Annotated in this window: 25 protein-coding genes; 13 read left to right on the top strand and 12 right to left on the bottom strand. The window is 66.2% G+C overall.

The genetic code is table 11. From position 1 onward, the window contains the following. Positions 1 to 67: 67 nt before the first annotated feature. Together rhlE1 and yedA are read right to left on the bottom strand one after the other, a co-directional pair. On the bottom strand, positions 68 to 1399 hold the full coding sequence (rhlE1, locus tag KSS93_RS06525) for an RNA helicase RhlE1 (RefSeq protein WP_217887611.1): 1332 nt from the start codon (positions 1397 to 1399) through the stop codon (positions 68 to 70). Positions 1400 to 1646: 247 nt separating this feature from the next. Beyond that, positions 1647 to 2540, bottom strand: a complete 894-nt coding sequence (gene yedA, locus KSS93_RS06520; protein WP_217887610.1) for a drug/metabolite exporter YedA — start codon at positions 2538 to 2540, stop codon at positions 1647 to 1649. A 155-nt stretch (positions 2541 to 2695) separates the two neighbouring features. Between yedA and KSS93_RS06515 the strand changes: the two genes are divergently transcribed. After that, positions 2696 to 3157, top strand: a complete 462-nt coding sequence (locus KSS93_RS06515) for an Lrp/AsnC family transcriptional regulator (RefSeq protein WP_217841652.1) — start codon at positions 2696 to 2698, stop codon at positions 3155 to 3157. A gap of 144 nt (positions 3158 to 3301) precedes the next feature. Here the strand turns inward: KSS93_RS06515 and KSS93_RS06510 are convergent, their stop codons facing one another. Then, a complete protein-coding gene (locus KSS93_RS06510; protein ID WP_217887609.1) occupies positions 3302 to 4171 on the bottom strand; it encodes a cation diffusion facilitator family transporter in 870 nt (289 codons plus the stop codon). Between the two features lie 25 nt (positions 4172 to 4196). Next, positions 4197 to 4616 (bottom strand): periplasmic Zn2+ metallochaperone PmcY, encoded by a 420-nt coding sequence (pmcY, locus tag KSS93_RS06505; protein WP_217887608.1) that lies wholly within the window; start codon positions 4614 to 4616, stop codon positions 4197 to 4199. Between the two features lie 117 nt (positions 4617 to 4733). Here pmcY and hrpB point away from each other — a divergent pair, with 117 nt between their 5' ends. Then, positions 4734 to 7262, top strand: a complete 2529-nt coding sequence (hrpB, locus tag KSS93_RS06500; RefSeq protein WP_217887607.1) for an ATP-dependent helicase HrpB — start codon at positions 4734 to 4736, stop codon at positions 7260 to 7262. 75 nt (positions 7263 to 7337) lie between these two features. On the opposite strand, the gene KSS93_RS06495 is transcribed toward hrpB, so the two are convergent. The 3 genes from KSS93_RS06495 to KSS93_RS06485 form a co-directional block, all read right to left on the bottom strand. Further along, positions 7338 to 8432: an endonuclease/exonuclease/phosphatase family protein gene (locus KSS93_RS06495; RefSeq protein ID WP_217887606.1), complete on the bottom strand. Its 1095-nt coding sequence runs from the start codon at positions 8430 to 8432 to the stop codon at positions 7338 to 7340. A gap of 92 nt (positions 8433 to 8524) precedes the next feature. After that, positions 8525 to 9010: a hypothetical protein gene (locus tag KSS93_RS06490; RefSeq protein ID WP_217887605.1), complete on the bottom strand. Its 486-nt coding sequence runs from the start codon at positions 9008 to 9010 to the stop codon at positions 8525 to 8527. A gap of 170 nt (positions 9011 to 9180) precedes the next feature. After that, positions 9181 to 9837, bottom strand: a complete 657-nt coding sequence (locus tag KSS93_RS06485) for a YciC family protein (RefSeq protein ID WP_217887604.1) — start codon at positions 9835 to 9837, stop codon at positions 9181 to 9183. A 155-nt stretch (positions 9838 to 9992) separates the two neighbouring features. Here KSS93_RS06485 and KSS93_RS06480 point away from each other — a divergent pair, with 155 nt between their 5' ends. Both KSS93_RS06480 and KSS93_RS06475 read left to right on the top strand, forming a co-directional pair. Next, positions 9993 to 10739, top strand: a complete 747-nt coding sequence (locus KSS93_RS06480) for a DUF2076 domain-containing protein (RefSeq protein ID WP_217887603.1) — start codon at positions 9993 to 9995, stop codon at positions 10737 to 10739. A gap of 157 nt (positions 10740 to 10896) precedes the next feature. Next, complete coding sequence (locus tag KSS93_RS06475; protein WP_217887602.1) at positions 10897 to 11376, top strand: NYN domain-containing protein; 480 nt, start codon at positions 10897 to 10899, stop codon at positions 11374 to 11376. A gap of 73 nt (positions 11377 to 11449) precedes the next feature. Here the strand turns inward: KSS93_RS06475 and KSS93_RS06470 are convergent, their stop codons facing one another. After that, positions 11450 to 12280, bottom strand: coding sequence for a DUF6515 family protein (locus KSS93_RS06470; RefSeq protein ID WP_217887601.1), 831 nt, complete (start codon positions 12278 to 12280; stop codon positions 11450 to 11452). A 380-nt stretch (positions 12281 to 12660) separates the two neighbouring features. On the opposite strand from KSS93_RS06470, the gene KSS93_RS06465 reads away from it, so the two are divergent. Then, the gene (locus tag KSS93_RS06465; protein WP_003249795.1) at positions 12661 to 13137 is read left to right on the top strand and encodes an Lrp/AsnC family transcriptional regulator; all 477 of its coding nucleotides are present in this window, start codon (positions 12661 to 12663) and stop codon (positions 13135 to 13137) included. Positions 13138 to 13245: 108 nt separating this feature from the next. Continuing rightward, a complete protein-coding gene (locus KSS93_RS06460) occupies positions 13246 to 13449 on the top strand; it encodes a DUF2788 domain-containing protein (RefSeq protein WP_013974331.1) in 204 nt (67 codons plus the stop codon). Positions 13450 to 13710: 261 nt separating this feature from the next. Here the strand turns inward: KSS93_RS06460 and KSS93_RS06455 are convergent, their stop codons facing one another. From KSS93_RS06455 to KSS93_RS06440, 4 genes are all read right to left on the bottom strand, one after another. Beyond that, positions 13711 to 14340 (bottom strand): pseudouridine synthase, encoded by a 630-nt coding sequence (locus KSS93_RS06455; protein ID WP_225917301.1) that lies wholly within the window; start codon positions 14338 to 14340, stop codon positions 13711 to 13713. Between the two features lie 6 nt (positions 14341 to 14346). Next, complete coding sequence (amn, locus tag KSS93_RS06450; RefSeq protein WP_217887600.1) at positions 14347 to 15834, bottom strand: AMP nucleosidase; 1488 nt, start codon at positions 15832 to 15834, stop codon at positions 14347 to 14349. A 99-nt stretch (positions 15835 to 15933) separates the two neighbouring features. Next, positions 15934 to 17586: an acyl-CoA dehydrogenase family protein gene (locus KSS93_RS06445; protein WP_217887599.1), complete on the bottom strand. Its 1653-nt coding sequence runs from the start codon at positions 17584 to 17586 to the stop codon at positions 15934 to 15936. Positions 17587 to 17723: 137 nt separating this feature from the next. Beyond that, complete coding sequence (locus KSS93_RS06440) at positions 17724 to 19715, bottom strand: sensor histidine kinase (protein WP_217887598.1); 1992 nt, start codon at positions 19713 to 19715, stop codon at positions 17724 to 17726. Positions 19716 to 19979: 264 nt separating this feature from the next. Here KSS93_RS06440 and KSS93_RS06435 point away from each other — a divergent pair, with 264 nt between their 5' ends. From KSS93_RS06435 to KSS93_RS06405, 7 genes are all read left to right on the top strand, one after another. Continuing rightward, entirely contained in the window at positions 19980 to 20777 is a 798-nt protein-coding gene (locus tag KSS93_RS06435) for a hydroxymethylpyrimidine/phosphomethylpyrimidine kinase (RefSeq protein WP_217887597.1), read from the top strand. A gap of 14 nt (positions 20778 to 20791) precedes the next feature. After that, positions 20792 to 21415: a thiamine phosphate synthase gene (thiE, locus tag KSS93_RS06430; RefSeq protein WP_217887596.1), complete on the top strand. Its 624-nt coding sequence runs from the start codon at positions 20792 to 20794 to the stop codon at positions 21413 to 21415. 19 nt (positions 21416 to 21434) lie between these two features. Beyond that, entirely contained in the window at positions 21435 to 22718 is a 1284-nt protein-coding gene (hemL, locus tag KSS93_RS06425) for a glutamate-1-semialdehyde 2,1-aminomutase (protein ID WP_217887595.1), read from the top strand. A gap of 209 nt (positions 22719 to 22927) precedes the next feature. Further along, positions 22928 to 23473 (top strand): tetratricopeptide repeat protein, encoded by a 546-nt coding sequence (locus tag KSS93_RS06420; protein ID WP_217887594.1) that lies wholly within the window; start codon positions 22928 to 22930, stop codon positions 23471 to 23473. A gap of 238 nt (positions 23474 to 23711) precedes the next feature. Then, positions 23712 to 24710, top strand: a complete 999-nt coding sequence (locus KSS93_RS06415) for a PhoH family protein (protein WP_217887593.1) — start codon at positions 23712 to 23714, stop codon at positions 24708 to 24710. Continuing rightward, positions 24703 to 25176: an rRNA maturation RNase YbeY gene (gene ybeY, locus KSS93_RS06410; protein WP_217887592.1), complete on the top strand. Its 474-nt coding sequence runs from the start codon at positions 24703 to 24705 to the stop codon at positions 25174 to 25176. The genes KSS93_RS06415 and ybeY overlap by 8 nt, the downstream gene beginning before the upstream one ends. A 26-nt stretch (positions 25177 to 25202) precedes the next feature. Further along, entirely contained in the window at positions 25203 to 26042 is an 840-nt protein-coding gene (locus KSS93_RS06405) for a CorC family transporter (RefSeq protein ID WP_054892824.1), read from the top strand. Positions 26043 to 26047 lie beyond the last annotated feature (5 nt).

Below are 26047 nucleotides of genomic sequence, written 5' to 3'. Positions count from 1 at the left end.
AAGAACCGCGCGGCCTGTAGGAGCGGCCTTGTGCCGCGAAAGGGCCGCAAAGCGGCCCCCTACGATCTCAAGGCTTGCGCTTGGCCGGCTTGCCGCCAAAGCTCGGCACCTTGCGCACGGCCTTGACTGCAGGCGTTGCCGGGCCCGACTCGGCGCTGTCCATCCAGCGCCCCAGGCCGCGCTTGGCGCTGTTCTCTTTGGGTTTTTTCGGCTTCTTCGGCTTTTTCACCACCTGCCCGCTGGCATCGATCTGCGGCACCCGGTGGTCGGGGATGAAGTCCGGCTCTTCGTGGCGTGGCAACTGCTGGCGAATCAGCGTCTCGATCGCGGCCAGCAGGTTTACCTCATCGGCGCACACCAGCGAAATCGCCTCGCCCTTGTTGCCCGCCCGGCCAGTGCGGCCGATACGGTGCACGTAGTCCTCGGCGACGATCGGCAGGTCGAGGTTGACTACCAGCGGCAGGTCGTCGATGTCCAGGCCGCGGGCGGCCACATCGGTGGCCACCAGCACCTGGATTTCACGCGCCTTGAAGGTGTCCAGCGCGCGCTGGCGGGTGGCCTGCGGGCGGTCGCCGTGAATACCGTCGGCGTTGATGCCCTCGCCCAGCAGGCGCTCGACCAGCTCGTCCACACCCTTGCGGGTCTTGGCGAACACCAGCACCTGCTGCCAGCGCTGCTTGCGCAACAGGTGGCAGAACAGGTCGGCCTTGCGCTTCTTGTCCACCGGCACCAGCCACTGCTTGACGGTGCTGGCGGTGGCGTTGCGCGGGCTGACCTCGATGCTCAGAGGGTCGTTCAGGGCAAGGCCCGCGAGCATGCGGATCTGCTCGGAGAAGGTGGCCGAGAACAGCAGCGTCTGGCGCTTGCGCGGCAGGGCGGCGTAAACCGACTGGAGTTCTTCGGCAAAGCCCAGGTCGAGCATGCGGTCGGCTTCATCGAGCACCAGGGTCTGCACCTGGCCGAACTTGATGGCGTTCTGGCGGAACAGGTCGAGCAGCCGGCCGGGGGTGGCCACCAGCAGGTCGACGCCGCGGCGCAGGCGCATCATCTGCGGGTTGATGCTGACCCCGCCGTACACAGCGTAGGTGGACAGCGGCAGGTCTTCGGCATATTCGCGCACGTTGGCGTGCACCTGCTCGGCCAGCTCCCGGGTGGGTACCAGCACCAGGGCGCGCACCGAGTTGGCGGCCACCTTCTCGCCCTCCAGGGCCAGGCGCTGCAACACCGGCAGGGCAAAGCCTGCGGTCTTGCCGGTGCCGGTCTGGGCGGCGGCCATCAGGTCACGGCCGGCGAGCACGGCGGGGATGGCCTTGGCCTGGACCGGGGTTGGGGTGCTGTAGTCGAGCTTCTGCAGGGTGCGCAGCAGCGGTTCGATCAGGCCGAGTTTGGCGAAATTCATGGTGGTACCATCAGGGGGTTCAGCGAAGGCGGCAAGTTTAACGCAATGGGTTGCATTTGTAGGAGATTACCCAGCCCTGCGGGCTGCGCTGTCGCGCAGAGAACTGGTCTCGCAGATGCGCCACGGCCGCTTCCCACAGGGACCGTGTTAAATCAATGAGTTGTAGCTTGTTCTATGAGAGCCGGCTTGCCGGCGATGAGGCCATCACCGGCAACACAACAAAATCGCCCCCACGCCTGTTGCGCCATCAGGCCGCCGCAGGCGCCTTGCGCCACTGCGGCAAGCCGATCAGCACCACCGCACCGATGATCACCGTCATGGCCATGCACTCCTCGGCGCCAATGCTCTCGCCGGCGAAGACGATGCCCAGCAACACCGCCACCGCCGGGTTGACGTAGGCGTAGCTGGTGGCCGCCGCCGGGCGCACGTGTTTGAGCAGGTACAGGTACGAGCTGAACGCCAGGATCGAGCCGAAGAACACCAGGTAGGCCAGCGCGCCCCAGCCTGCCGCAGTGGGCATCTGGGTCACGCGTTCGCCGCTCAAGGCGCTGCCGATCAACAGCGCGGCGCCACCGGCAAGCATCTCGGCGGCGCTGGCCATGGCGCCTTGGGGTAATGGCAGGGTCTTGCTCCACACCGAACCGAACGACCAGGCAGCGGCGGCGAACAAAATCAGTGCCGCGCCCATGGGGCTGGCCTGCAGATTGGAGCCGAGGTTGAGCAGGGCGATGCCGGCCAGGCCCAGGAAGATGCCCGCCCATTCCAGGCGCGAGTTGCGGTGGCCGAACAGCAGCCCGAACACCAGGGTGAACAGCGGCACGGTGGCCACCGCCAGCGCCGCCACGCCCGAGGCGACGCCAGCGTGTTCGGCCAGGGTCACCCCGCCATTACCGCAGCTGAGCAGCAAAAAGCCGATCGCCGCCGCCGAACGCCATTGCGGCCAGGTCGGTGCCGGCGCCCCGCGCCAGCGCAAAAAGCCATACAACAGGCTGCCGGCAACCATGAAGCGCACCCCGGCCATCAGCATCGGCGGCCAGGATTCCACGCCAATGCGGATGAACAGGTAGGTAGACCCCCACACCAGGTACAGGGCAAGAAAGGCGCCGATAAGCAGCAACGGGAAGCGACGGGAGGCAGGCATGGCAGAAGGGCTCGAAATCCGTTTACGGGTGACTTAGTTTAGAAAGGCCCTTGCGCAAACTTAAGTTACAAAGCGACTTTAAATCACCGAAACACTTTGCAAAAAATGGTTATTCAGCGAGTTTGCCATGCTTTGCAAAGTCACCAGGAATCGCCATGGACAAGTACGACCGCATGCTCCTCGCCGCCCTGCTGGAAAACGGCCGGGCCACCTACGCGCAGCTGGCGCGCCAGGTCAACCTTTCGGCCCCGGCAGTGGCCGAGCGGGTGGCCAAGCTCGAGGCCAGCGGGGTGATTACAGGGTATACCGCCAAGGTCGACCTGGAGAAAATCGGCCTGCCGGTGCAGTGCATCATCGAACTGCGCCTGGCCAGCCATGGCAGCCATGATACCCACCATGCCTACGCCCAGCTGGCGGCCATCCCGCAAATCACCGAATGCCACCGGGTGACCGGCGACCCCTGCGTGATCATCCATGGGGCAGTGGTATCGATGGTTGAACTGGAGGCACTGATCAACCGCATCGCGCAGTTGGGCTTCACCAAGACCTCGATCGTGCTGTCCAGCGCGGTGGAACGGCGGGTGCCGTTGGGGCATTTGGAAGGCAGGAAGGGGTGATGTTGCCTGTGCCGGCCCAATCGCCGGCAAGCCGGCTCATACAGTGACGCTCATGCAATCAGCTGCGAAGCGGGCTCCGCGTTGGCTGGCACCGGCTGCGCCGGTGATCGCGGGACAAGCCCGCTCCCACGAATTTCAACAGCCCTAAACCGGGTCGGCGTGCACCATCACATCGGCCCGCGGGTAACGCTCGCGTATCGCCGCCGATGCCTGCACGCATAATTCATGGGCCTGCTCCAGCGGCAACGCACCCGGCAACTCCAGGTGCACCTGCACGAACCACTGGCTGCCCGACACCCGCGTGCGCAAGTCATGCGCCCCCTTGACCCCGGGGATCGCCAGCACCACCTCGAGCATGCGCTCGACGATGTCGGCAGGCAGTTCCTGGTCCATCAGGATCGCTGTGCTCTCACGGGCGATCTGCACCGCGCTCCACAGGATGTACAAGGCAATGCCCAGGCCGAACAAGGCATCCAGCTGCGGCCAGCCGAACCGTGCCAGCAGCAGGGCAAGCAAAATACTGCCGTTTAGCAGCAGGTCGGAGCGATAGTGCAGCGAATCGGCGCGCACCGCAGTGGAACCTGTGAGCCGCACGACCTTGCGCTGGAACGCCAGCAAACCCAGAGTCAACACCAGCGACAACAGCATCACGGCGATGCCGGCCGCGGTATCCCCCAAGGGTTGCGGCGCCTGCAGCCGTTGCACCGCCTGCACCGCGATCAGCACCGCACTGACGCCGATGAACAGCGCCTGGGCCATGCCGGCCAGGGCCTCGGCCTTGCCATGGCCAAAGCGGTGGTCGTCATCGGCCGGGCGCAGCGCGTAGTGCACCGCCAGCAGGTTGAGGAAGGAGGCCACGGCATCCAGCGCCGAGTCGGTGAGCCCGGCCAGCAGGCTCACCGAGCCGCTCAGCCACCAGGCCACAGCCTTGCTCAGTACCAGGATGCTGGCCACGCACAGCGAGGCGCGGGTGGCCAGGCGCAGCAGGCGTTGGTGTTCGGCGCTCACGCTCATGCTGCGGCCCTGGCAGAGGGAGGGGTCAGGCAGCCGGTACCAGGCCGAAGGCGGCCAGTTGCTCGACGCTGCCGCGATGCTGGATCAGCCGTGGGTCGTCCAGCGGCAGGCGCTGGCCCAGTTCGCTTTCGAGAATAGCCTGCAGCTTGGCCTTGTCGACCTGGCCGTCGGCGTTGATCGCCGGCTTGAGCTTGGCCGGGTCGATTTGCGCGGACTTGCCGCCGGGGTAGTAGATGGCGCCGGTGGCGAAGTCGATGCCGAAGGCGATCAGGCCGGGGATCACATAAAACAGAATACCGATGGCGTCCATTGCCACAACGACGGGGTCGATCTTGCCTTCGATCTGACCGCGGCGGTCAGGGTAGAAAATCGTGCCGCAGGCCGTCATTTGGGTCAGCAGGGTGGCGATCAGGGCACCACCGATGACGCGGGAAGGGATACGCATGTGTCTCTCCGGAAAGTAGCACTACAAGGGCAAGGCAATTCGTCTCGCCTGAAGCTCAGACCATGATTGGGCTGCCTCGGTTCGCCGTTATACTCGGACGATTGTTCGAGGACCACCATGATTTCATTACCGATCGATGCCGTATTGCCCCAACTGCGCCACGCTTTGGGCGAGCGCCACGAAGCCGTGCTCGAGGCGCCCCCCGGCGCCGGCAAGACTACCCGCGTGCCGCTGGCACTGCTCGATGAGCCCTGGCTGGCCGGGCAGACCATCCTGATGCTCGAACCCCGCCGCCTGGCCGCCCGCGCCGCGGCCGAGCGCCTGGCTTCGGAGCTGGGTGAAAAGGTTGGCGAAACCGTGGGCTACCGCATCCGCCTGGACAGCAAGATCGGCCCGAACACCCGCATCGAAGTGGTCACCGAGGGCATCCTCGCCCGGCGCCTGCAGAGTGACCCGGCGCTCGACGGCGTGGGCCTGCTGATTTTCGACGAATTCCACGAGCGCAACCTCGACGCCGACCTGGCTTTGGCCCTGAGCCTCAACGGCCGGGCGCTGTTGCGTGACACGCCGGCGCTTAAAATCCTGCTGATGTCGGCAACGCTCGAGGGCGAGCGCCTGTCCCGGCTGCTGGACGACGCGCCGGTGGTCAGCAGCCAGGGCCGCATGCACCCGGTGGATATCCGCTGGGGCCGGCCGTTCCAGCCTGGCGAGTTCATCGAGCCTCGTGTAGTGGATTGCGTCCTGCAGGCCCTGGCCGACGAAACCGGCAGCCTGCTGGTGTTCCTCCCCGGCCAGGCCGAGATCCGCCGGGTGCACCAAGCGTTGCAGGAAGCCATCGGCGAGCGCCCGGGCGTGCTGCTGTGCCCGCTGCACGGCGAGCTTGAGCTCAATGCCCAGCGCGCCGCCATCGAGCCTGCGCCCAAGGGCCAGCGCAAGGTGGTACTGGCCACCAACATCGCCGAGACCAGCCTGACCATCGATGGTGTGCGCGTGGTGATCGACGCAGGCCTTGCGCGGGTGCCGCGCTTCGACCCCGGCAGCGGCATGACCCGTCTGGACACCCAGCGCATCTCCCGCGCCAGCGCCACCCAGCGCGCCGGCCGCGCCGGTCGCCTGGAGCCGGGGGTGTGCTACCGGCTGTGGTCCGAGGCCCAGCACGAGCAGCTGGCGGCCCACGGCAGTGCCGAAATCCTCCAGGCGGACCTGGCCGGCCTGGCCCTGCAATTGGCGCGCTGGGGTGTGCCGCCAGAGCAGTTGAGCTGGCTCGACCAGCCGCCGGCAGCGGCCTACGGCCAGGCCCAGGACCTGCTGGCCCGGCTCGGCGCCTTCAAGCCCGGCAGCCGCGACAACCTCAGCGCCCATGGCCAGGCCATGGCCGAGCTACCCGCCCACCCGCGCATCGCCCACCTGTTGCTGCGCGGCCAGGGGCTGGGCCTGGGCGACATGGCCTGCGATGTCGCCGCGCTGCTGGGCGAACGCGATATCCAGCGCGGCGGTGGTGCCGACCTGCACTCGCGCCTGGCGCTGCTCAGTGGCGAAAGCAAGGCCGCCCGCGGCGGCCAGGGCGGTGTGCAGCGCGCCCGCCAGTTGGCCCGGCAGTACCGCGGGCAACTGCGCGGCAAACCCGGCGCAGCGGTGGCCGACCCCGACCACCCGCGCTGGCTCGGCGCCCTGCTGGCGCTGGCCTACCCCGACCGGGTGGCGCAGCAGCGCCGTGAAGGCGGTGCCGAGTACCGCCTGGCCAATGGCCGGGCGGCGCTGTTCAGCGAAGCCGACGCACTGATGAAGCAACCCTGGCTGGTGATCGCCGACCTGGGCAGCCGCCAGGGCCAGCGTGAAGAACGCATCTACCTGGCCGCCGAGTTCGACCCGGCGCTGTTCGAGGGTGTGTTGGCCGAGCAGGTCGAAACCCTCGACCTGCTGGACTGGGATGAGCGCGAGCAGGTGCTGCGTGCCGAGCGCCAGCGCAAGGTCGGCGAGCTGGTGCTCAGCCGCGAACCCTTGCCAGGCCTGGACGATGACGCCCGCGCCCGGGCACTGCTCGGCCTGGTGCGGCGCAAGGGCCTGAACCTGTTGAGCTGGACCCCGGAGCTGCGCCAGTGGCAGGCGCGGGTAGCGCTGTTGCGCCAGCTCGACCTGGCCAAGGACGGCCACAGCGAGTGGCCTGACCTTGCCGACGCAGCCCTGCTGGCCAGCCTCGAAGACTGGTTGCAGCCGTACCTGGGCAAGGTCTCGCGGCTGAGTCACTTCTCGGCCCTCGACCTGCCATCGATGCTGCGCAACCTGCTGCCCTGGCCGTTGCCCCAGCGCCTGGATGAGCTGGCGCCTTCTCACCTGAACGTGCCCTCGGGCTCGAGCATCCGCCTGGACTACAGCGAGCAGCCGCCGATCCTCGCCGTGCGCCTGCAGGAGCTGTTCGGCCTGGCCGACACCCCGCGCATCGCCGGCGGCCGCCAGCAGGTCAAGCTACACCTGCTGTCGCCGGCGCGCCGGCCGGTGCAGGTCACTCAAGACCTGGCCAACTTCTGGCGCACCACTTATGCCGAGGTGAAGAAGGACCTCAAGGGCCGCTACCCCAAGCACTACTGGCCGGACGACCCGCTGGTGGCCGAGGCGACTGCGCGGGCTAAGCCAAGGGGCACCTAGGGGTCCATTCAATCTGTGCCGGCCTCATCGCCGGCAAGCCGGTGCCACCACCAAAAAACCTGCTGCGGCATTACCTCACGGCCGTCGCGACACACCCGGCTGCGGCATGCGCAACGTCGCCATCACCGGCAAATGATCGGAAATCTGCTGGGTATCGTCCTGCAGCACCTGCCCCTGCTCACGTAGCAGGCGCGGGCTGTGCAGCAGGTAGTCGAGGGTGCGGTCGGGCCCGGTGACGGCCGGGTCGTTGGGGAAGTGGGTCAGCCAGGCACTGCGCTCGGCACCACCGGCTTCGGCATTGCTGGGGATCATCGGGTACTTGTCCCACAGCAGGTGCAGGTCGCTGTCGGCCGGATAGCTGCCGCGCTGCGCCGGTGGCAAGCGGCGGTACTGGCCAAGCGGCAGCAGGTTGAAGTCGCCACCGATCAGCCACGGCGTGCCTTGGGTTTCCAGGCGGTCGAGCACCTTGGCCACATGCCGCACCTGGCGCAGTTGCAGGTCACTGCCGGCGTGGTAGGGCGAAAGTTGCGTGTTGAGCACTGCCAGGCGGCTGCCGTCGCTCACCGGCAAGTAACTGACCAGTACCGCCGGCTGACGCTCGCGCAGCCGGGCCAGGGCATTGCTGGCAGCGTTGGGCAGTTGCAGGCGTTCGGCCTTGTCGATGGGGTAGCGGCTGAGGGTGGCCAGGGTGCGGCCGACGCTGCCGAGGATGTGCAGGTCCGGCACGAAGCCGGCCTTCCAGTCATAGGCCTGGACACTGCACGGGTAGAGGTCGGCCAGGCGCTCGCGCAGCAGCGCCAGCTGGTCCTGGTAGCCGCTGGCCTTGGCGTCGCGGTCCAGCTCCTGCAACAGGACGATATCGGGCTGCTCGGCGCGGATCACCCGGGCCACTTCGTCAAGGTTGAAGGCCAGGTCTTCGGGGCTGGGGCGGGTGTCACTGCCGTGGCCCTGGTCGTACCAGAACACGTAGCGCTTGCCGGCCAGGTACTGCACGTTCCAGGTCATCACCTTGAGTGACTGCCCTGGCGCCAGCGGCGCAGCGCTGCCCTGGCAGGCCAGCGGAACGGCCTCGCGCGGCGCAGGTTGCCAGCCGAGGTGCTCGGCCAGCAGCCACAGGGCAATCAGCAGCAGAAGCAGGAACAGCAAGGTGTTGCGCAGTAGGCGGATCATCGGCTCGGCTTGTGCAGGCAGGTCGGGCGAGCATAACCGAGCCGTTCGTCGGCATGCCAGTCGGCTGGTGCATAGCGTGGCCGCCTAAGGCTTCAGGACCTTACAATCAGCCATTGCTGCTCTGCACCGTTACCCACCGTCAGGTAACCACTGCCGGTTTCCACCTTGACCAGTTGCCCCAAGTGGTCGCGTATCCGGCAGCGCAGTTCGTTGCCCTGCCAGGCCAGGGGCTCGACCTTCCATAAACCCTCGACGCTTGCATGCTTGTACAGCCCCAGGTAGCCATTGCGGCTGGCCCCCAGTTTTCGGTCCCGGTCGCTGCCCAGCGCCAATTCGTAATGCAGCCGGTCGGTGGTGCTCGAAAGATAGTGAAAGTGCAGCTTGATGGCATCTGCCGTGCCCTTCACCCGCAACCAACCGTCGTCCAGCGTGCTTCGCTCGCTGCCCCCACTGGGCGAGGAAGGGGCATAAAACGTGTCAAGGTGGGTGACCGGGGCTTTGCTGCTGCCATTGAGCAAGAACAGCGTGGCTGAGAATGCTTGCGTGGCCCAGCTTGGCGCTTGGGTTGGCGTCATCATGAATGCTTCCTCGTGATCGGTGGCCTTGGCAACTGCGCGTTGGCCGTGCCGAGCCACTTTGCCGGCTGCGCCTGTCGGGTTGCAGGCCGATACGCTTCCTCTGCAGCATTGCCGTCGCAATCAGCAGCGGGTGTCAGCCTGCCAGGGCCCGCTTGAGCACAAGGCGTAACTCAAGCCCCTGCTTCACTCTCCAGCAGCATGAACAGCCGGTACAGCACCACGGTGCTGAACAACTGCAAAAAGCCGTTGAGGCTGTCCAGGACCAGTTGCACGCCCGGTTGCGGGTCGGGGAAGGCGGTCAGCAGCAGCCCGTCGATCAGCCACAGTGGCGCCAGCACCGAAAGCATGCACACCATGATGCGCAGGAAGTGCCCGGTGGTCATGCGCGCACTGGTGCGCATGGCCTCGACCACCGGCAGCCCGCGCAGCACCAGCAGGTATTCGGCGAACACCAGGTTCACCATGATCCACACGCCCGGGAAGATGAACAGCGCCAGGCCCGCCATGATCAGCAGCGAGCTGATGAGTATCAAAAGGGCCAGCGCCGGCCACAGCTGCACGGCGCGGGCGAACAGGTTGCGCTTGGCCACCGGCTCGCCGTTGCTGCGGGTGTCGAGGTAAAGAATCAACGCTGCGCTGTACAGCGGGTAAAACAGCAGGCTGACCAGCATGCCGTAGGCCGGCGAGGCCTGCTCGCCCAGTTGGCTGTACAGCAACTGGCTGGCAAGGGCCTCGAGCACCACCAGCGGCAGGCACAGCTGCAGGATGTTCGCCAGGTGGTGGCGGAAGAAGTACAGGGAGTCGCGCAGAACGCTCAGCGGATTCATCGGTCAACATCGCATGGCAAAAAAGCAGGGCATCACTTTAGCCCAGAGCGCACACATGCTGAAAAATGTTTCATGGCCAAAACGTTGAATCGCCTCGCCCGGCCCCCCATCTTTGACGCTGTCCGATGCCCTGTTCAGCGCACGAGGTTGCCCCGATGAACACTGAAGAACAAACCCTGATCGACGGCCTGTTCGGCCGTATCAAGCAAGCCGAAGACCCGGCCCAGCCGCGCGATGCCCAGGCCCAGGCGCGTATCGAAGAGCACCTGCGCCAGCAGCCGGCGGCGCCTTACTACATGGCCCAGGCGATTTTGGTGCAGGAAGCGGCGCTCAAGCGCCTGGACGAGCAGAACAAGCAGCTTGAAGAGCAGCTCAAGCAGGCCCGCGCCCAGCAGGACGCCGCCCGCCCGGCCGCCGGCAACAGCGGCGGAGGTTTTCTCTCCGGCCTGTTCGGTGGTGGCACACGCAGCCCGGCGCCCGAGCCGCAGCGCTCGGTGGCGCCACCACCAACTTCGAGCGGCGGTGGCTGGCGTGATTCGGCGCCCCAGGCCTATGCAGCGCCACAGCCGCAACAGCAACGGGGCTTTGGCGCAGCGCCCGCGCGCAGCGGCGCCAGCAGCTTCCTGGGCGGCGCCATGCAAACTGCCGCAGGCGTGGCCGGTGGCGTGCTGCTGGCCCAGGGCATCAGCAGCCTGTTCAACCACCACTCGCAGCCTGAAGAGGTGGTCGAAGTGATCAAGGAAGAACCGGCACCGGCCAGCGACCAAGGTGGCTGGAACGACCAGGGCGGCCAGCAGCAGGTGGCCGACAACGGTGGCTGGGGCAATGACCAGGGTGGCTTTGCCGATACCGACTACAGCGGTGATGACGGCGGCTTCTTCTCCGACGACGACTACGTCTGAGGGCTCTGGCATACTCGCTGACATTCCCGGGCGCGCTTTGCGCGCCTTTCGCGGCACAAGGCCGCTCCTACAGGTCTCGTGAGCTTCTGTAGGAGCGGCCTTGTGCCGCGAAAGGGCTGCATGGCAGCCCCGCCCACGCCCCAGCGGAGTATCAGGTTTGAAAAAAATCGCACTGTTCGCCGACGTGCAGAACCTCTACTACACAGTTCGCCAGGGCCACGGCTGCCATTTCAACTATGCCGCGCTGTGGGCCGAGGTCAGCCGTGAAGGGCAGATCGTCGAGGCGCTCGCCTATGCCATCGACCGCGGCGACAGCAAGCAGCAGCAGTTCCAGCAGATCTTGCGCAACCTGGGTTTCGAGGTGCGCCTGAAACCCTACATCCAGCGTGCCGACGGCTCGGCCAAGGGCGACTGGGACGTGGGCATCACCCTGGATGTGATCGAGGCCGCAGCGCGGGTCGACCAGGTGGTACTGGCCTCCGGCGATGGCGATTTCGACCTGCTGCTGGAGCGGGCGATGCAGCGCCATGGCGTAGAGACCGTGGTGTATGGCGTGCCGGGGCTGACCGCGTTGTCGGTGATCCGCGCCGCCAGCCGCTATGTGCCGATCGAGGGCAAGTTGCTGCTGAAACACTGAAGGCCCAACGCCGGCATGCCGGCTGCTGCGCCGATCCCTGTAGGAGCCGGCTTGCAGGCGATTGGGCCAAACCTCAATTGGTGCTGTAGCCCCGCCCACTCAGGCAAGCCCCAAGCGCCCGGCGGTAACTGTCGGCCACCTGCAGCGGCGGTGCGGCGGTGGCGGTGGCTGGATCGAAACCAGACTGGCTCACCGCCCAGCGATGGCACTGGTAACGGTCCTGCTCCTGCTGTTCCGGCCCCTGGCCGTACAGCGGGTAGGCGACCACGTCGTAGGGCGTGCCCTGCTGCTGCACCGGCGTCGGCGCAGGCGCCGCCACCGGCGGGTTGACCACTACGTACTGCTGGCTGTCGCCCATGTACTGGTAGTAAGTGTCGGCCACCAAAAAGTACAGCGCGCCACCCGCCCACACCTCACGGGCATAGGACGGCAGGTAGCCGACACTCACCCCATAAGGCGGCGTCACCACCACGTAGCTGCCGCCATGGGGGCGGTACCAGTAGCCACCGGAATAGAAGTAGTCCTGCCCACGGTATGGCACTTTCCAAAAGCGGTCCGGGAAGCGGTCGACGCTGTGCCCCGGCCGGTACTGCGGCCCCGGCCCCCAGCCATTGCCATGCCCGTCCGGGCGCCCGGCCCAATCGCCACCGGGGCGCTGCCCGGGGCCGCCGGCCTGCCAGTGGCGGTTTTCGCCCTGGCGACGCGGGATATCCTGGTAGTAACCCTGGCGCGGCTGCTGGGTTTGCCGCACTTCATCGCGGGAATTGAGCGGCGAGCCGCGCCCGCCATTGCCGTTGCCATTGGGATCCTGCGGGCCATCCCCCGGCCCCTGGGCCAGGGCACCCAGGCTGATGACCATGCCCAGCAAACCAACACCTGCCAACTGCCAGATGCGCGACCTCATGTTGTGCCTCTCGATCAGGGAAACTGCATCGCACCAGTCTACCGCGCGGCTCGAATCGCAAGCATTAAAAAAAGGGAGACCTTGCGGCCTCCCTTCGGGAATTGTTGTCCGTGCTCGGCGCTTGTGACACCGGCTCACCTCGCGCCGTCTTCTGGACAGTGCGTAGCCCGGGGGCTGACGAACCCGGTTGGTTCGCTGGCCGCGACCGCCCGCCTGGGGCGCGTCGCCGTGGACTGATGTCCGGGCAGTGATTCTGGTGTTAAAGATAGGCCAGGGCGCGGGGCACAGGATTGCGAAGATTGCTCTGATAAATAGCACTTGCGCAATTTTTCACTCAGGTTCGATAATTCACCGCAATCCGGATAGAAAAGGCCCCTTTCATGAGCAAGCTCGACCGCTACGACCTGAGCATTCTTGCCGAATTGCAGCGCGATGCGCGCATCTCCAACCAGGAACTGGCCGAACGTATTGGCCTGTCGCCCTCCCCTTGCTCGCGGCGGGTCAAGCAGCTCGAAGACGATGGCTATATCTCGCGCCAGGTGGCGCTGCTGGACCGCAAGAAGCTCGGCCTGAGCCTGACCGCCTACGTGCTGATCGGCATGGACCGCCACACCCCCGAGCGCTTCGAAACCTTCGAGGCAGCCATCCGCAACCTGCCGCAGGTGCTCGAATGCAGCCTGGTGACGGGTATGGATGCCGACTATCAGCTGAAGGTGGTGGTACCGGACATGGACCACTACCAGAAGCTGCTGCTCGGCAGCCTGACCCGTATCGAAGGGGTGACCAGCGTGCGTTCGAGCTTCGTGCTCAACCAGGTGCTGGCCAGTACCGAGCTGCCATTGACCCATCTGCGTTGATAGCAGGCCTGGCCCTATCGCCGGCAAGCCGGCTCCTATAAAGGGCCGGGCAGCAGCGCTTGCGCATCAGGCGTATGATCGGGTTTTCAACCTGCCCGGAGTGAGCTGATGGATCCCGCCGTATTCGAAGAGTGGATGATGATAATCCTGGTGACCGTGCTGATCGGTTTCATGGGCTTCATCGTCTGGGACCTGGCGAAAAAGTCCAAGGCCGGGCGCTTCGGTACGCTGATCCTGTTCTTCGTGCTGGGCCTAGGCGTGCTGGCGTTCATCATCAAAAGCGTGGTGGTGGGGTTTCTGGAAGGGGTTTAACGGGTCAGGCCCATCGCGGGGCAAGCCGGCTCCTAGAACTGCACACAACTCATTGATTTAGCAAGGACCTGTGGGAGCGGGCTTGCCCGCGAACACCGGCGAAGCCGGTGCCAGACACCGCGTCGCCTGCTTCGCGGGCAAGCCCGCTCCCACAGGGGCCGCGGCGGGCTCGTGCCCAGTTCTCTGCGCGACAGCGCAGCCCTAGAGGGCTGTGTGGTCTCCTACGGTGACCGTGGGAGCGGGCTTGACGCGCGATGGCGATCACAGCTTCGCAGCCACCTCGCGCCAGCAGCCCTGTTCCAGCCCTTCTATCGACCAATCGCCAATCTTCACCCGCACCAGGCGCAGGGTCGGCAACCCCACCGCTGCGGTCATGCGCCGTACCTGGCGATTGCGCCCTTCGCGAATCACCAGCTCCAGCCATGCAGTCGGCACACTCTTGCGAAAACGTACCGGCGGGTTGCGCGGCCATAGCTCGGGCTCTTCCAGCAAGCGCGCCTCGGCCGGCAGCGTCGGGCCATCGTTGAGCTCCACCCCCTCACGCAAACGCCGCAACTGCGCCTCGCCCGGCTCACCTTCCACTTGCACCCAGTAGGTCTTGGCCAGCTTGTGCTTCGGGTCGGCGATACGCGCCTGCAGGCGCCCGTCGTTGGTCAGCAGCAGCAGGCCTTCGCTGTCTCGGTCCAGGCGCCCGGCCGGGTAGATGCCGGGGATGTCGATGAAATCCTTGAGCGTGGCGCGGCCCTCACCGTCGCTGAACTGGGTGAGCACGTCGAACGGCTTGTTGAACAGGATCAGGCGCGGCTCGGCCGGCGGCGCCTTGGCCTGGCGCCTGGGGCCGGCAGGGCGCGCCGCCGGGCGGCGCGGGTTGTTGCGGGGTGGCGGGGGCATGGATCCTCAGCGGAACGGCGGCTCATCGAAGCTGCGCAGTTTACGCGAGTGCAGCGAGTTGAGCTCGGTGCGCAGCAGGTCGAGGGCGGCAATGCCGATTTTAAGGTGCTGGCTGACCGCACGGTTGTAGAAGGCGTTGGCCGAGCCGGGCAGCTTGATTTCACTGTGCAGCGGTTTGTCCGACACGCACAGCAAGGTGCCGTAAGGCACCCGCAGGCGGTAGCCCTGCGCGGCGATGGTGCCGCTTTCCATGTCCACCGCCACGGCGCGGGACAGGTTGATCAGCGGCCGTTCCTGGGCCCAGCGCAGCTCCCAGTTGCGGTCGTCGTAGGTGAGCACGGTGCCGGTGCGCAGGCGTTTTTTCAACTGCTCGCCACGCTCGCCGGTAACCTGCGCTGCGGCCTCCTGCAGGGCCAGTTGCACCTCGGCCAGCGCCGGGATGGGGATGTTCGGCGGTACCACCCGGTCGAGGATGCCGTCGCGGCGCATGTAGGCGTGGGCCAGCACATAGTCGCCGATGGTCTGCGACTGACGCAGGCCGCCGCAGTGGCCGATCATCAGCCAGCAGTGCGGGCGCAATACCGCCAGGTGGTCGGTGATGTTCTTGGCGTTGGACGGGCCGACGCCGATGTTGACCAGGGTGACGCCGTCGCCGTCGGCGGCAATCAGGTGGTAGGCCGGCATCTGGTAACGGTGCCAGACCACCCCGGCCACCAGGGCCTGGGCCTCGCCGTTGTCCATGGCCTTTTCGATGACCACGTTGCCGGGCAGCACCATGCGCACGAAGCGCGGGTCTTCACGCAGCTGTTCCAGGCCGTGGGCGATGAACTGGTCGACGTAGCGGTGGTAGTTGGTCAGCAGGATCCACGGCTGCACGTGGCGCCAGTCGCTGCCGGTGTAGTGCACCAGGCGGCGCAGCGAGAAGTCCACGCGGGCGGCGTCGAACAGCGCCAGCGGCAGGGTTTCGGCGCTTTCCCAGTCGTACAGGCCGTCGGCGATGTTGTCGGTGGCCGCCGACAGGTCGGTGCTGGGGAACACCCGCGCCAGTTGCGCGGCGGTAATGCCGCTGCCGGCCAGCTCGTCGCCCTGGTCGACCACATAGGGGTACGGGATGCTCTGCTCGCTGACACCCACCTCGACGGTGACGGTGTAGTCGTGCATCAAGGGGCGCAGTTGCTCCAGCAGGTAACCGCGAAACGCCGAGGGCTGGGTGACGGTGACGCTGTAGGTGCCGGCCACTTGCACCTTGGCGTAGGCGCGGGTGGTGGCGGCGACTTCGCCCTGGCTGTAGTAAGTCAGGCGCAGCGCCGGGTAAAGGAACAGCCCGCGCTCCTCGTCGCTGGGTTCGGTGCGGTCTTTGAGGTAACGCTTGAGGGCCTGGCTGAGGGCGCCGGTAGCCTGTTCATGCAGGGTCGCCAGACGGTCGACGGCCTGTTCGGGGGTAGCAACGACTTCAAACGCTTGGCTCACGCTGGGGTTCCTGTCTTCAGACATGCATGACGACCATCTTGCCTAGGTTGCCGGGTAAATACATCCCCGCGATGCCGGGTAGCCTGTTCGGGCCCTATCGCCGGCAAGCCGGCTACCGGAGAGTCATGGCATCCAAGCGGGTGTCGCACGGGCCACCAGGGCCTCGGCACCCACCCCGCGCGGCAGTGCGCCGTAGGCCCGCCCGCCGCCGGCCAGGCGGCTGCCGATGAATGCATCGCTGACCGTCGCATTGCCGGCCTCCAGCAGCAGCTTGGCCTGCAGCGCCAGGGCGATATCCTCGGTCAGCTGGCGGGCGCGGTACTGGATGTCGCCGGTGTCGGCGAAGGCGCCCTTGAGGTTGCCGATGAAAGCAGCCAAGCGCGGGTCGCCGTGGCCGTCGCCAAGCTCGGCGAACAACGCATCGAGCACACCTGGCTCTTTCGACAGCGCGCGCAGTACGTCCAGGCACTGCACGTTGCCCGAGCCTTCCCAGGTGGAGTTGACCGGCGCCTCGCGGTACAGCCGCGGCAGGATGCTGTCCTCGACATAGCCGGCACCGCCCAGGCACTCGGCGGCCTCGTTGATCATCCCGGGCGCGCGCTTGCAGATCCAGTACTTGCCCACCGCCGTTACCAGGCGGGCGAAGTGCACCTGCTGCGGGTCGTCCGGCTGGTCCAGCGCCTGGCCCATGCGCAGGCTCAGGGCCAGGGCCGCCTCGCTTTCCAGGGCCAGGTCGGCGAGCACGTTCTGCATCAACGGCTGCTCGGCCAGCAGCCGGCCACCGACCTTGCGGTGGGCGCAGTGGTGGGCCGCCTGGGTCAGGGCCTGGCGCATCAGGGCGCTGGAGCCGACCATGCAGTCGAAGCGGGTCATGGCCACCATTTCGATGATGGTCGGCACGCCGCGGCCCTCCTCGCCCACCATCCAGGCCAGGGCGCCGCGAAACTCCACTTCGCTTGAAGCGTTGGAGCAGTTGCCCAGCTTGTTCTTCAGGCGCTGGATGTAGAACTGGTTACGCCCGTCGTCCGGCCGGTGGCGCGGCAGCAGGAAGCAGCTCAGGCCCTTGTCGGTCTGCGCCAGGGTCAGGAAGGCGTCGCACATCGGTGCCGAGCAGAACCACTTGTGCCCCACCAGCTCGTAGGGCTGGCTGGGGCCCGGCGCGCCCACCGGGTAGGCGCGGGTGGTGTTGGCGCGCACATCGGTGCCGCCCTGCTTCTCGGTCATGGCCATGCCGATGGTCACCCCGGCCTTGTGCCGGTCACCGATGTTGCGCGGGTCGTATTCGCGGCTGAGCACCTTGGGCAGCCAGTAGCCGGCCAGTTCCGGCTGCAGGCGCAGGGCCGGCACGGCGGCGAAGGTCATGGTCAGCGGGCAGCCGCTGCCGGCTTCGGCCTGGCTGTGCAGGTAGGTCATGGCGGCGCGGGCAACGTGGGCGCCAGCGCGCGGTTCGGCCCAGGGCAGCGACGGCAGGCCGTGTTCGACGGCGGTGCGCATCAGTTCGTGATAGGCGGGGTGAAAGCTCACCAGGTCGATGCGGTGGCCGTAGCGGTCGTGGCTGGCGAACTCGGGCTTGTGGGCATTGGCCAGAAACCCTGCAGCCATCAGCGGGCCGCCGGCCAGGGCACCGTAGGCGTCGATGCGCGACTCGGCCCAGCCGGCCCCGCAGCGCCGTGCCCATTCTTGCAGGGGCTGGTCGAGGCGGTACAGGTTGGCGCCGTCGAGGGGCGGCGGCTGGTTGGTGACCTCGTGGGTCTCGGCGAACTTGTGCAGGTTCATCGGGGGCCTCCTGGAACCGCGCTGGGGTAAGAGACCCAGTGAAGCACCCTGGGGCGGGGAGTCAAAGTGACAAATCGGACTACCTGGGGGGCGATGTGGGAGCCTCTGTCTTGTGCTGCCCGTACCGGCGATGAGGCCTACAGCCGCTGCGTCCCCTGCACCACCCGGCTCGGCGGCACCTGCACCTGGGTCACGTCCAGCGCCAGGCTCAGCTCGAAGCGGCTGCCAAGGCCTGGCGTCGACTCATGGGCAAGCTTGGCGCCGATCAACTCACCCAGCTGGCGGCAGATCGACAGGCCGATGCCCAGCCCGCCGTACCGACGGGTCATCGAGCCATCGACCTGGAAGAAACGCTGGTACAGCACGGCCTGGTCGAGGTCCTCGAAGCCGATGCCGCTATCGCTCACGGTGATGCTCAGGGCCAGCGAGTCCGGTGCCACCAAACGCCCACGGGCTTGCACGGTGACGCCGCCCTGGTGGGTAAACTTCAGGCCGTTATCCACCAGGCAGGCCAGGCAGCGCGCCAGTTTTTGCGGGTCGCCGATCAGGCTGTCGGGCAGGTCGGCGGGGATGTCCAGGCTCAGGTACAGGCCTTTGGCCAGGGCCTGGCCGGCATAGCCTGCGCGCAGCTCCTGCAGCAGCCGGCGCAGGCTGAACGGCACGCCATGCCGGCGCAGGCGCCCGGCCTGCAGTTCGGTGAGGATGAGGATGTCGTCGACCATCGCCATCATGTCCTGAGCCGAGCCCGTGGCAGTGCGATGGTACTGGGCCTGTTCGGCGCTCATGGGCAGGGTGTGCAGCAACTCCAGCGAACCGATAACGCCGTTCATCGGGGTGCGCAGCTCGTGGGTGACGGTGGCCAGGAACTCGTCCTTGAGGCGGTTGCTGTGGGCCAGTTGCTGGTTCAGTTGCTCCAGGGTGCGGCCGGTTTCACGCAGGGTGCGCGCCTGCGCTTCACGCAGGCTGTTGATGCGGTCGGCCAACGCCAGCGACAGCAATGCCACCTCCAGCGCCGCCCCCAATTGGCTGGCGTACATGGTGATGAACAGGTTGGGCAGGTAACCGAGCACCATCAGGGTGTTGACCAGCCCGCCAAGCAGGAAGGCGCTCCAGGCGATGATGAACCAGCGCGCCACCCGCACCCCGCGCCACCAGGCGTACACCCCGGCGCTGAACACACTCACGGTGAACAGCAGCGCCAGCACCGTGGCCATGCGCAGCGCCACGCCGTAGCGCAGGGTCACCGCCAGCACCATCACCAGCGCGCCGCCGGCCATCAGCGCCAGCAGCAGGCGGTCGAAGGCCCGGCTCAGCCGCCCCAGTTGCAGGAAGTGGCGGGCGAACTGGCAGCCGAACAGCCCGGCAGCACCGATGAACAGCGGCGTCGAGGCATTCGCCCACCACGGGCTGTCGGGCCAGAAGTAGGCGATACCGGCGCCGTTGACCGACACCTGGTACAGGCCGAACGAGGCGATATAGAGGATGTAATAGAGGTAGCTGACATCGCGCACGCTGAGGTAGATGAACAGGTTGTACACCAGCATCACCAGCAATACGCCGTAGATCATGCCCAGCACGTACAGGCGGGTGGGCTGGTCTTCCATGTAGGCTTCGGCCGACCACAGCGTCAGCGGCGCCTGCACCGAGCCCTGGCTGTGCAGGCGCAAGTAGGCGGTGGTCGCCTGGCCGGGCTCGAGCGGCAACTCGAACAGGTAGTTGTTCTGGCGGATCTGCCGGCTGGCGTAGGGCAGCGCGTCGCCGGTACGCCCGGCCAGGCGATAGCCGCCCTCGGCGTCAGGCAGGTACAGCTCAAGGTGATCCAGCGGCGGGTAGGCCAGCTCCAGCAGCCACTGGCGCGGTTTGGCGGAGGGGGTGGCGTTGTACTGCAGATCGATGCGCAGCCAGAACACCGAGGTCGAGTAACCGGCGTTGAGCACCTCGTCGGGGTGCGCATGGAAGCGGCTGGCGAAGGCGGGGGAACTGACCTGGGCGATGCTGGCACTGCCGTCGGTGTCTTCGAAGACCTGCATGTGCCGCCCCAGCGGCAGGCGCCCGGTGGCGTCGTCGAAATCGACCGCCCCGGCGAACAGGGGCAAGCAGCCCAGAAGCACAATCAGCAAATAGCGCATACAGCCCCAGCATGGCCTGTCCGGTCGCGTCGCGGTTGCCTCCTTTCCCTTTGAGACGACGTGATCCGGCAGAACCCGTTATCGAGTTATCCGAGCACTCTAGCATAGCTTCCCGGCAGTACCAGAGGCCACATACAATTTGCCTTAGAAGGCTCTAAAACGGTGCTTTCAGCCATATCAAGAGAAACAAGCTGACCACTCGATCAACAAAACCCGTGGAGCGAGCGGTCCGCACAAATGGGATTGGTGATAAGCTCGCCGACCATGAATACCTACAGCTCCCGCCCCGTTGTCCTCTGTCTCTCCGGCCACGACCCCAGTGGTGGCGCCGGGCTGCAGGCAGATATCGAAGCCCTGCTGGCCCAAGGCTGTCACGCCGCCCCCGCCGTGACCGCGCTGACCGTGCAGGATACCGTCAATGTTTCCGACTTCCGCGTGCTCGACCGCGAGTGGGTGCTGGCCCAGGCCAACGCCGTGCTGGCCGACTCCAGCGTGGCTGCGGTCAAGCTGGGCATGCTCGGCTCGATCGCGATGGTCGATACCGTCGCCGAACTGCTCGGCGCCCACCCACACCTGCCGCTGGTCTGCGACCCGGTGCTGCGCGCCGGTGGCGGTGGCCGCCTGGGCAAGGACGAAGTCGGCTACGCGCTGCGCGAACGCCTGCTGCCACTGGCCACCATCGCTACCCCCAACCTGCCCGAGGCGCGCATCCTGGCCGAACTGCCCGAAGGCAGCGCCGACGAATGCGCCGAAAAACTGCTGCCGTTCTGTAGACACCTGCTGATCACCGGCGGTCACGGCGACGAGGCCGAGATCCACAACCGCCTGTACAGCCGCGACGGCCAGCAGCACACCTGGACCTGCCAGCGCCTGCCGGGCAGCTACCATGGTTCGGGTTGCACCCTGGCCAGCGCCCTGGCCGGCCGCCTGGCCCTGGGCGAAAACCTCGCCAGCGCCGTGCGCAGCGCCCTGGACTACACCTGGCGCACCCTGCGTGACGCCGAGCAACTGGGCAAGGGCCAGTACGTGCCGCGCCGCCTGCCCCTGGATTTCTGCTCCTGACACGAGGCCACCCGATGACGCTCCGCGGTTTGTATGCGATCACCGACAGCCAGCTGCTCGCCGGCCGTTTTCTCTCCCACGTGGAAGCGGCGCTGGAAGGCGGCGTGTGCCTTTTGCAGTACCGCGACAAGGGCGACGACGCCGCCCGCCGCCTGCGCGAGGCCGAAGCGCTGCACAAACTGTGCGAGCGCTACGGCACGCAACTGATCATCAACGATGACGCCGAACTGGCCGCACGGCTGGGCGTTGGCGTGCACCTGGGCCAGACCGACGGCCCGCTGACGCCGGCCCGCGCACTACTCGGCCGCCAGGCGGTGATCGGTTCGACCTGCCACGCAAGCCTTGAGCTTGCGCAGCAGGCTGCCAGCGAAGGCGCAAGCTACGTCGCCTTCGGCCGCTTTTTCAATTCCGTGACCAAGCCGGGCGCCCCGGCCGCCAGCGTCGAACTGCTGGAACAGGCCCGCGCCCAGGTCAAGTTGCCAATCGCCGTGATCGGCGGCATCACCCTCGACAACGCCGCCCCGCTGGTCGCCCATGGCGCCGACCTGCTGGCGGTGATCCACGGCCTGTTCGGTGCCGACAGCGCGCAGGAAGTGACCCGCCGCGCCCGCGCCTTCAACGCCCTGTTCGCTCGCTGATTTTAAAGAGAAGCCTCCCATGTCCCGTTCCGAAGCCCTGTTCGCCCAAGCCCAGAAACACATCCCAGGTGGCGTCAACTCGCCGGTGCGCGCCTTCAAGAGCGTCGGCGGCACGCCGCTGTTCTTCAAGCACGCCGAAGGCGCCTACGTGATCGACGAAGACGACAAGCGCTATGTCGACTATGTCGGTTCCTGGGGCCCGATGATCCTCGGCCACGGCCACCCTGAGGTGCTCGACGCGGTCCACAACCAGCTGCAGCACGGCCTGTCCTACGGCGCGCCGACCGCCATGGAAACCGAGATGGCCGACCTGGTCTGCTCGATCGTGCCGTCGATGGAAATGGTGCGCATGGTCAGCTCGGGCACCGAAGCCACCATGAGCGCCATCCGCCTGGCCCGTGGCTACACCGGCCGTGACGCCATCATCAAGTTCGAAGGCTGCTACCACGGCCACTCCGACAGCCTGCTGGTCAAGGCCGGCTCCGGCCTGCTCACCCAGGGTGTACCGAGCTCGGCCGGCGTGCCGGCGGACTTCGCCAAGCACACCCTGACCCTGCCGTTCAACGACATCGCCGCGGTCGAGAAAACCCTCGCCGACGTCGGCCAGAGCGTGGCCTGCATCATCGTCGAGCCGGTGGCCGGCAACATGAACTGCGTGCCACCTGCACCGGGCTTCCTCGAAGGCCTGCGCAGCCTGTGCGACAAGCACGGCGTGGTGCTGATCTTCGATGAAGTGATGACCGGTTTCCGTGTATCGCTGGGCGGCGCCCAGGGCTACTACGGCATCACCCCTGACCTGTCGACCTTCGGCAAGATCGTCGGCGGCGGCATGCCGGTCGGCTGCTTCGGCGGCAAGCGCGAGATCATGGGCTGCATCGCGCCGCTGGGCCCGGTCTACCAGGCCGGTACCCTGTCGGGCAACCCGCTGGCCATGGCCGCCGGCCTGACCACCCTGCGCCTGATCAGCCGCCCGGGCTTCCATGACGAACTGACCGCCTTCACCAGCCGCATGCTCGACGGCCTGCAACAGCGCGCCGATGCCGCCGGCATTCCGTTCGTCACCACGCAAGCCGGTGCCATGTTCGGCCTGTACTTCAGCGGCGCCGACGACATCGTCACCTTCGACGACGTGATGGCCAGCGACGCCGAACGCTTCAAGCGCTTCTTCCACCTGATGCTCGAGGGTGGCGTGTACCTGGCGCCAAGCGCCTTCGAAGCCGGCTTCACCTCCATCGCCCATGGCGATAAAGAGCTGCAGATCACCCTGGATGCAGCCGAGCGGGCATTCGCCAAGCTCAAGTAAGCCTTCGCGGGGCAAGCCCGCTCCCACGGTGGGAGCGGGCTTGCCCCGCGATAGGGCCGGGACAGGCACTTTGTGATTCAGGTCACAACATTGCCTGCGCCCTTACCAATGCAGAAATCTGAGTAAAACTTTGTAAGGTAGGCGCTGCTTATCCCATAATGTGCCACCAGAGACATTGGTCGCAGTTTTGCAGAGGTAAGTCGATCCCCATGAACCGCACCGGCCGCGCCCTGACTATGGGCTGCCTGTTGCTTCTTCAGCCCCTGCTGGCCCTGGCGGAGGGCGGTAACTCGTTGCTGATTCCGGCGACGGGCCGCTGCACGCTGAACACGGCGCCGGAAGACCTGGAGAACGCCCTCAAGGCCTGCGAGCGGACGGCACAGACCGGGGACGCCCAGGCGCAGTACGAATTGGGCGAGTTCTACTACAGCGCATCGCCGCGCAACCTCGAAAAAGCCCTCAAGTGGTTCGAACAAGCCTCCCTGCAAGGCAACGCCCAGGCGCAGTACCGCCTTGGCTCGATGTTCTATCGCGGTGAAGGGGTCAAGGCCAACAATGTGCAGGCCTACATCCTGCTGAAGATGGCTGCGGTCAACGGCGCCGAAGATGCCCTGGACCTGGCCGACGAAGTCACCGAACAAATGCCCCGCGACGAACTGGAACACGCAACCCAAGTGCTGGGCCAGATCTTCCGCAAGTATTTGCTGGAGCTGCAAAGCGCCGAAGGCCGTTCGCCGTTCTCGCCCCTGCCTTAAGCATCTTCTGCGGCCATCACATCCGTGTAAGACAAACTCTGTAAGCTGCTTTTCATGGCCCTATCGTCGGCAAGCCGGCTCCTGCAGTGCAGCACGCTCGCCTGCAGGGGCCGGCTTGCCGGCGATAGGGCCGGTGAAGCCTGCACAAAACCCTTGATCGTTTCAGTGCTTTCGCCACTGCCCATCAAGGGTTATTCTTGAGTTCACATTCATTGCCGTCGAGCGGCTAAAAACGACCTTGAACGCACCCATACAACCCCATCGTTTCACCCTCGAACCTTTCGAGGCCCACCGTTTCGCCAACTTGTGCGGCCAGTTCGACGAGCACCTGCGCCTGATCGAGCAACGCCTGGCCATCGAGATCCGCAACCGCGGCAATCAGTTCGAACTGATTGGCGAACCCCGGACCACCTCCGCTGCCGAACAGCTGCTGCGCCGCCTCTATCGCGAGGCCAAGGCCACTGACCTGTCGCCGGAAACCGTCCATCTCTATCTGCAAGAATCGGCAGTCGAGAACATCGACAACCCGGCGGTCAACGAAGTCAGCGTCTCGCTGCGCACGCGCAAGGGCAACATTCGCCCGCGCGGCGCCAACCAGCAGCGCTACGTCAAGGAAATCCTGGCCAACGACATCAACTTCGGCATCGGCCCGGCCGGCACCGGCAAGACCTATCTCGCCGTCGCCTGCGCCGTCGATGCCCTGGAACGCGAACAGGTGCGCCGCATCCTGCTGGTGCGCCCGGCGGTCGAAGCCGGCGAAAAGCTTGGCTTCCTGCCCGGCGACCTGGCACAGAAGATCGACCCCTACCTGCGCCCGCTGTATGACGCGCTGTACGAGATGCTCGGCTTCGAACACGTGGCCAAGCTGATCGAACGCCAGGTGATCGAGATTGCCCCGCTGGCCTACATGCGCGGCCGCACCCTGAACAACAGCTTCATCATCCTCGACGAAAGCCAGAACACCACGCTGGAACAGATGAAGATGTTCCTCACCCGTATCGGTTTTGGCTCCACCGCGGTGATCACCGGCGACATCACCCAGGTCGACCTGCCCCGCGGCACCAAGTCGGGCCTGGCCCACGTGATCGAGGTACTCAAGGAAGTGCCGGGTATCAGCTTCACCCACTTCCAGCCCAAGGATGTGGTGCGCCACCCGCTGGTGCAGCGCATCGTCGAAGCCTACGACCGCTTCGAAGCCCGTCAGTCAAAGCCCGAGGCGCCCGGCAAAGATGCTTGAACTCGACCTGCAACGGGCCACGGATGCCGCTGCCCCGGATGACGCCGCCTTTCGCCGCTGGTGCGAGCTGGCCCTGCGCCAGCGCACGGCCGACTCGGAGATGACCATCCGCCTGGTCGACGAAACCGAAGGCCGCGAACTCAACCACACCTACCGGCACAAGGACTACGCCACCAACGTGCTGTCCTTCCCAGCCGATGTGCCCGACGACCTGCTCGATATCCCGCTGCTGGGCGATCTGGTGATCTGCGTGGCAGTGGTCGAGCGCGAGGCTGCCGAACAGGGCAAGTCGCTCGAGGCGCACTGGGCACACCTGGTCATTCATGGTTGCCTGCACCTGCTCGGCTACGATCACATCGAAGACGACGAAGCCGAAGAAATGGAAGCGCTGGAACGGGAATTGCTGGCAGAACTGGGCCACCCCGACCCTTACGCCGACGACGAAACCGACACAATCACACACTGACACTGCAAGGAACACGAGTAACCGCCATGAGCGAAGACCGATCGAGCAACGGGCAAAAGTCCTGGCTGGGCAAACTGACCCAGGCTTTTGCCCATGAGCCGAAAAACCGCCAGGAGCTCCTCGAGCTGCTGCGCGAAGCCCATCAGAACAAGCTGCTCGACAGCGAAGCGCTGACCATCGTCGAAGGCGCCATCCAGGTCGCCGACCTGCAGGTACGCGACATCATGGTGCCGCGCTCGCAGATGATCAGCATCAAGGCCAGCCAGTCGCCTCGCGAATTTCTGCCGGCGGTGATCGACGCCGCGCACTCGCGCTACCCGGTGATCGGCGAAAGCCACGACGATGTGCTCGGCATCCTGCTCGCCAAGGACCTGCTGCCACTGATCCTCAAAGAGAACGGCGACAGTTTCAACATCAAGGACCTGCTGCGCCCGGCCACCTTCGTGCCCGAGTCCAAGCGCCTGAACGTGCTGCTGCGCGAGTTCCGCGCCAACCACAACCACATGGCCATCGTCATCGACGAGTACGGAGGCGTGGCGGGCCTGGTGACCATCGAGGACGTGCTCGAGCAGATCGTCGGCGACATCGAGGACGAGCATGACGTCGAGGAAGACAGCTACATCAAGCCGCTACCGAGTGGCGACTTCCTGGTCAAGGCCCTGACGCCCATCGAGAACTTCAACGAGTTCTTCGACAGCGAGTTCTCCGACGACGAGTTCGACACCGTCGGCGGCCTGGTGATGAGCGCCTTCGGCCACCTGCCCAAGCGCAACGAGACCACCGAAATCGGTGCCTACCGGTTCCGTATTCTCAATGCCGACAGCCGCCGGATACACTTGCTGCGCCTGACCCCGATCACACGCTAAGGAAC

The sequence above is a fragment of the Pseudomonas xanthosomatis genome (genome assembly GCF_019139835.1).
Lineage (GTDB): Bacteria > Pseudomonadota > Gammaproteobacteria > Pseudomonadales > Pseudomonadaceae > Aquipseudomonas > Aquipseudomonas fakonensis.
The sequence above is the reverse complement of the archived record's forward strand: the minus strand, read 5'-3'. Positions and strand labels throughout refer to the sequence as shown.

Coding starts and splice junctions, on each gene's coding strand:
- rhlE1 (WP_217887611.1), bottom strand. CDS start 1,399: ATGAATTTCGCCAAACTCGGCCTGATCGAACCGCTGCTGCGCACCCTG.
- yedA (WP_217887610.1), bottom strand. CDS start 2,540: ATGCCTGCCTCCCGTCGCTTCCCGTTGCTGCTTATCGGCGCCTTTCTT.
- KSS93_RS06515 (WP_217841652.1), top strand. CDS start 2,696: ATGGACAAGTACGACCGCATGCTCCTCGCCGCCCTGCTGGAAAACGGC.
- KSS93_RS06510 (WP_217887609.1), bottom strand. CDS start 4,171: ATGAGCGTGAGCGCCGAACACCAACGCCTGCTGCGCCTGGCCACCCGC.
- pmcY (WP_217887608.1), bottom strand. CDS start 4,616: ATGCGTATCCCTTCCCGCGTCATCGGTGGTGCCCTGATCGCCACCCTG.
- hrpB (WP_217887607.1), top strand. CDS start 4,734: ATGATTTCATTACCGATCGATGCCGTATTGCCCCAACTGCGCCACGCT.
- KSS93_RS06495 (WP_217887606.1), bottom strand. CDS start 8,432: ATGATCCGCCTACTGCGCAACACCTTGCTGTTCCTGCTTCTGCTGCTG.
- KSS93_RS06490 (WP_217887605.1), bottom strand. CDS start 9,010: ATGATGACGCCAACCCAAGCGCCAAGCTGGGCCACGCAAGCATTCTCA.
- KSS93_RS06485 (WP_217887604.1), bottom strand. CDS start 9,837: ATGAATCCGCTGAGCGTTCTGCGCGACTCCCTGTACTTCTTCCGCCAC.
- KSS93_RS06480 (WP_217887603.1), top strand. CDS start 9,993: ATGAACACTGAAGAACAAACCCTGATCGACGGCCTGTTCGGCCGTATC.
- KSS93_RS06470 (WP_217887601.1), bottom strand. CDS start 12,280: ATGAGGTCGCGCATCTGGCAGTTGGCAGGTGTTGGTTTGCTGGGCATG.
- KSS93_RS06465 (WP_003249795.1), top strand. CDS start 12,661: ATGAGCAAGCTCGACCGCTACGACCTGAGCATTCTTGCCGAATTGCAG.
- KSS93_RS06460 (WP_013974331.1), top strand. CDS start 13,246: ATGGATCCCGCCGTATTCGAAGAGTGGATGATGATAATCCTGGTGACC.
- KSS93_RS06455 (WP_225917301.1), bottom strand. CDS start 14,340: ATGCCCCCGCCACCCCGCAACAACCCGCGCCGCCCGGCGGCGCGCCCT.
- amn (WP_217887600.1), bottom strand. CDS start 15,834: ATGTCTGAAGACAGGAACCCCAGCGTGAGCCAAGCGTTTGAAGTCGTT.
- KSS93_RS06445 (WP_217887599.1), bottom strand. CDS start 17,586: ATGAACCTGCACAAGTTCGCCGAGACCCACGAGGTCACCAACCAGCCG.
- KSS93_RS06440 (WP_217887598.1), bottom strand. CDS start 19,715: ATGCGCTATTTGCTGATTGTGCTTCTGGGCTGCTTGCCCCTGTTCGCC.
- KSS93_RS06435 (WP_217887597.1), top strand. CDS start 19,980: ATGAATACCTACAGCTCCCGCCCCGTTGTCCTCTGTCTCTCCGGCCAC.
- thiE (WP_217887596.1), top strand. CDS start 20,792: ATGACGCTCCGCGGTTTGTATGCGATCACCGACAGCCAGCTGCTCGCC.
- hemL (WP_217887595.1), top strand. CDS start 21,435: ATGTCCCGTTCCGAAGCCCTGTTCGCCCAAGCCCAGAAACACATCCCA.
- KSS93_RS06420 (WP_217887594.1), top strand. CDS start 22,928: ATGAACCGCACCGGCCGCGCCCTGACTATGGGCTGCCTGTTGCTTCTT.
- ybeY (WP_217887592.1), top strand. CDS start 24,703: ATGCTTGAACTCGACCTGCAACGGGCCACGGATGCCGCTGCCCCGGAT.
- KSS93_RS06405 (WP_054892824.1), top strand. CDS start 25,203: ATGAGCGAAGACCGATCGAGCAACGGGCAAAAGTCCTGGCTGGGCAAA.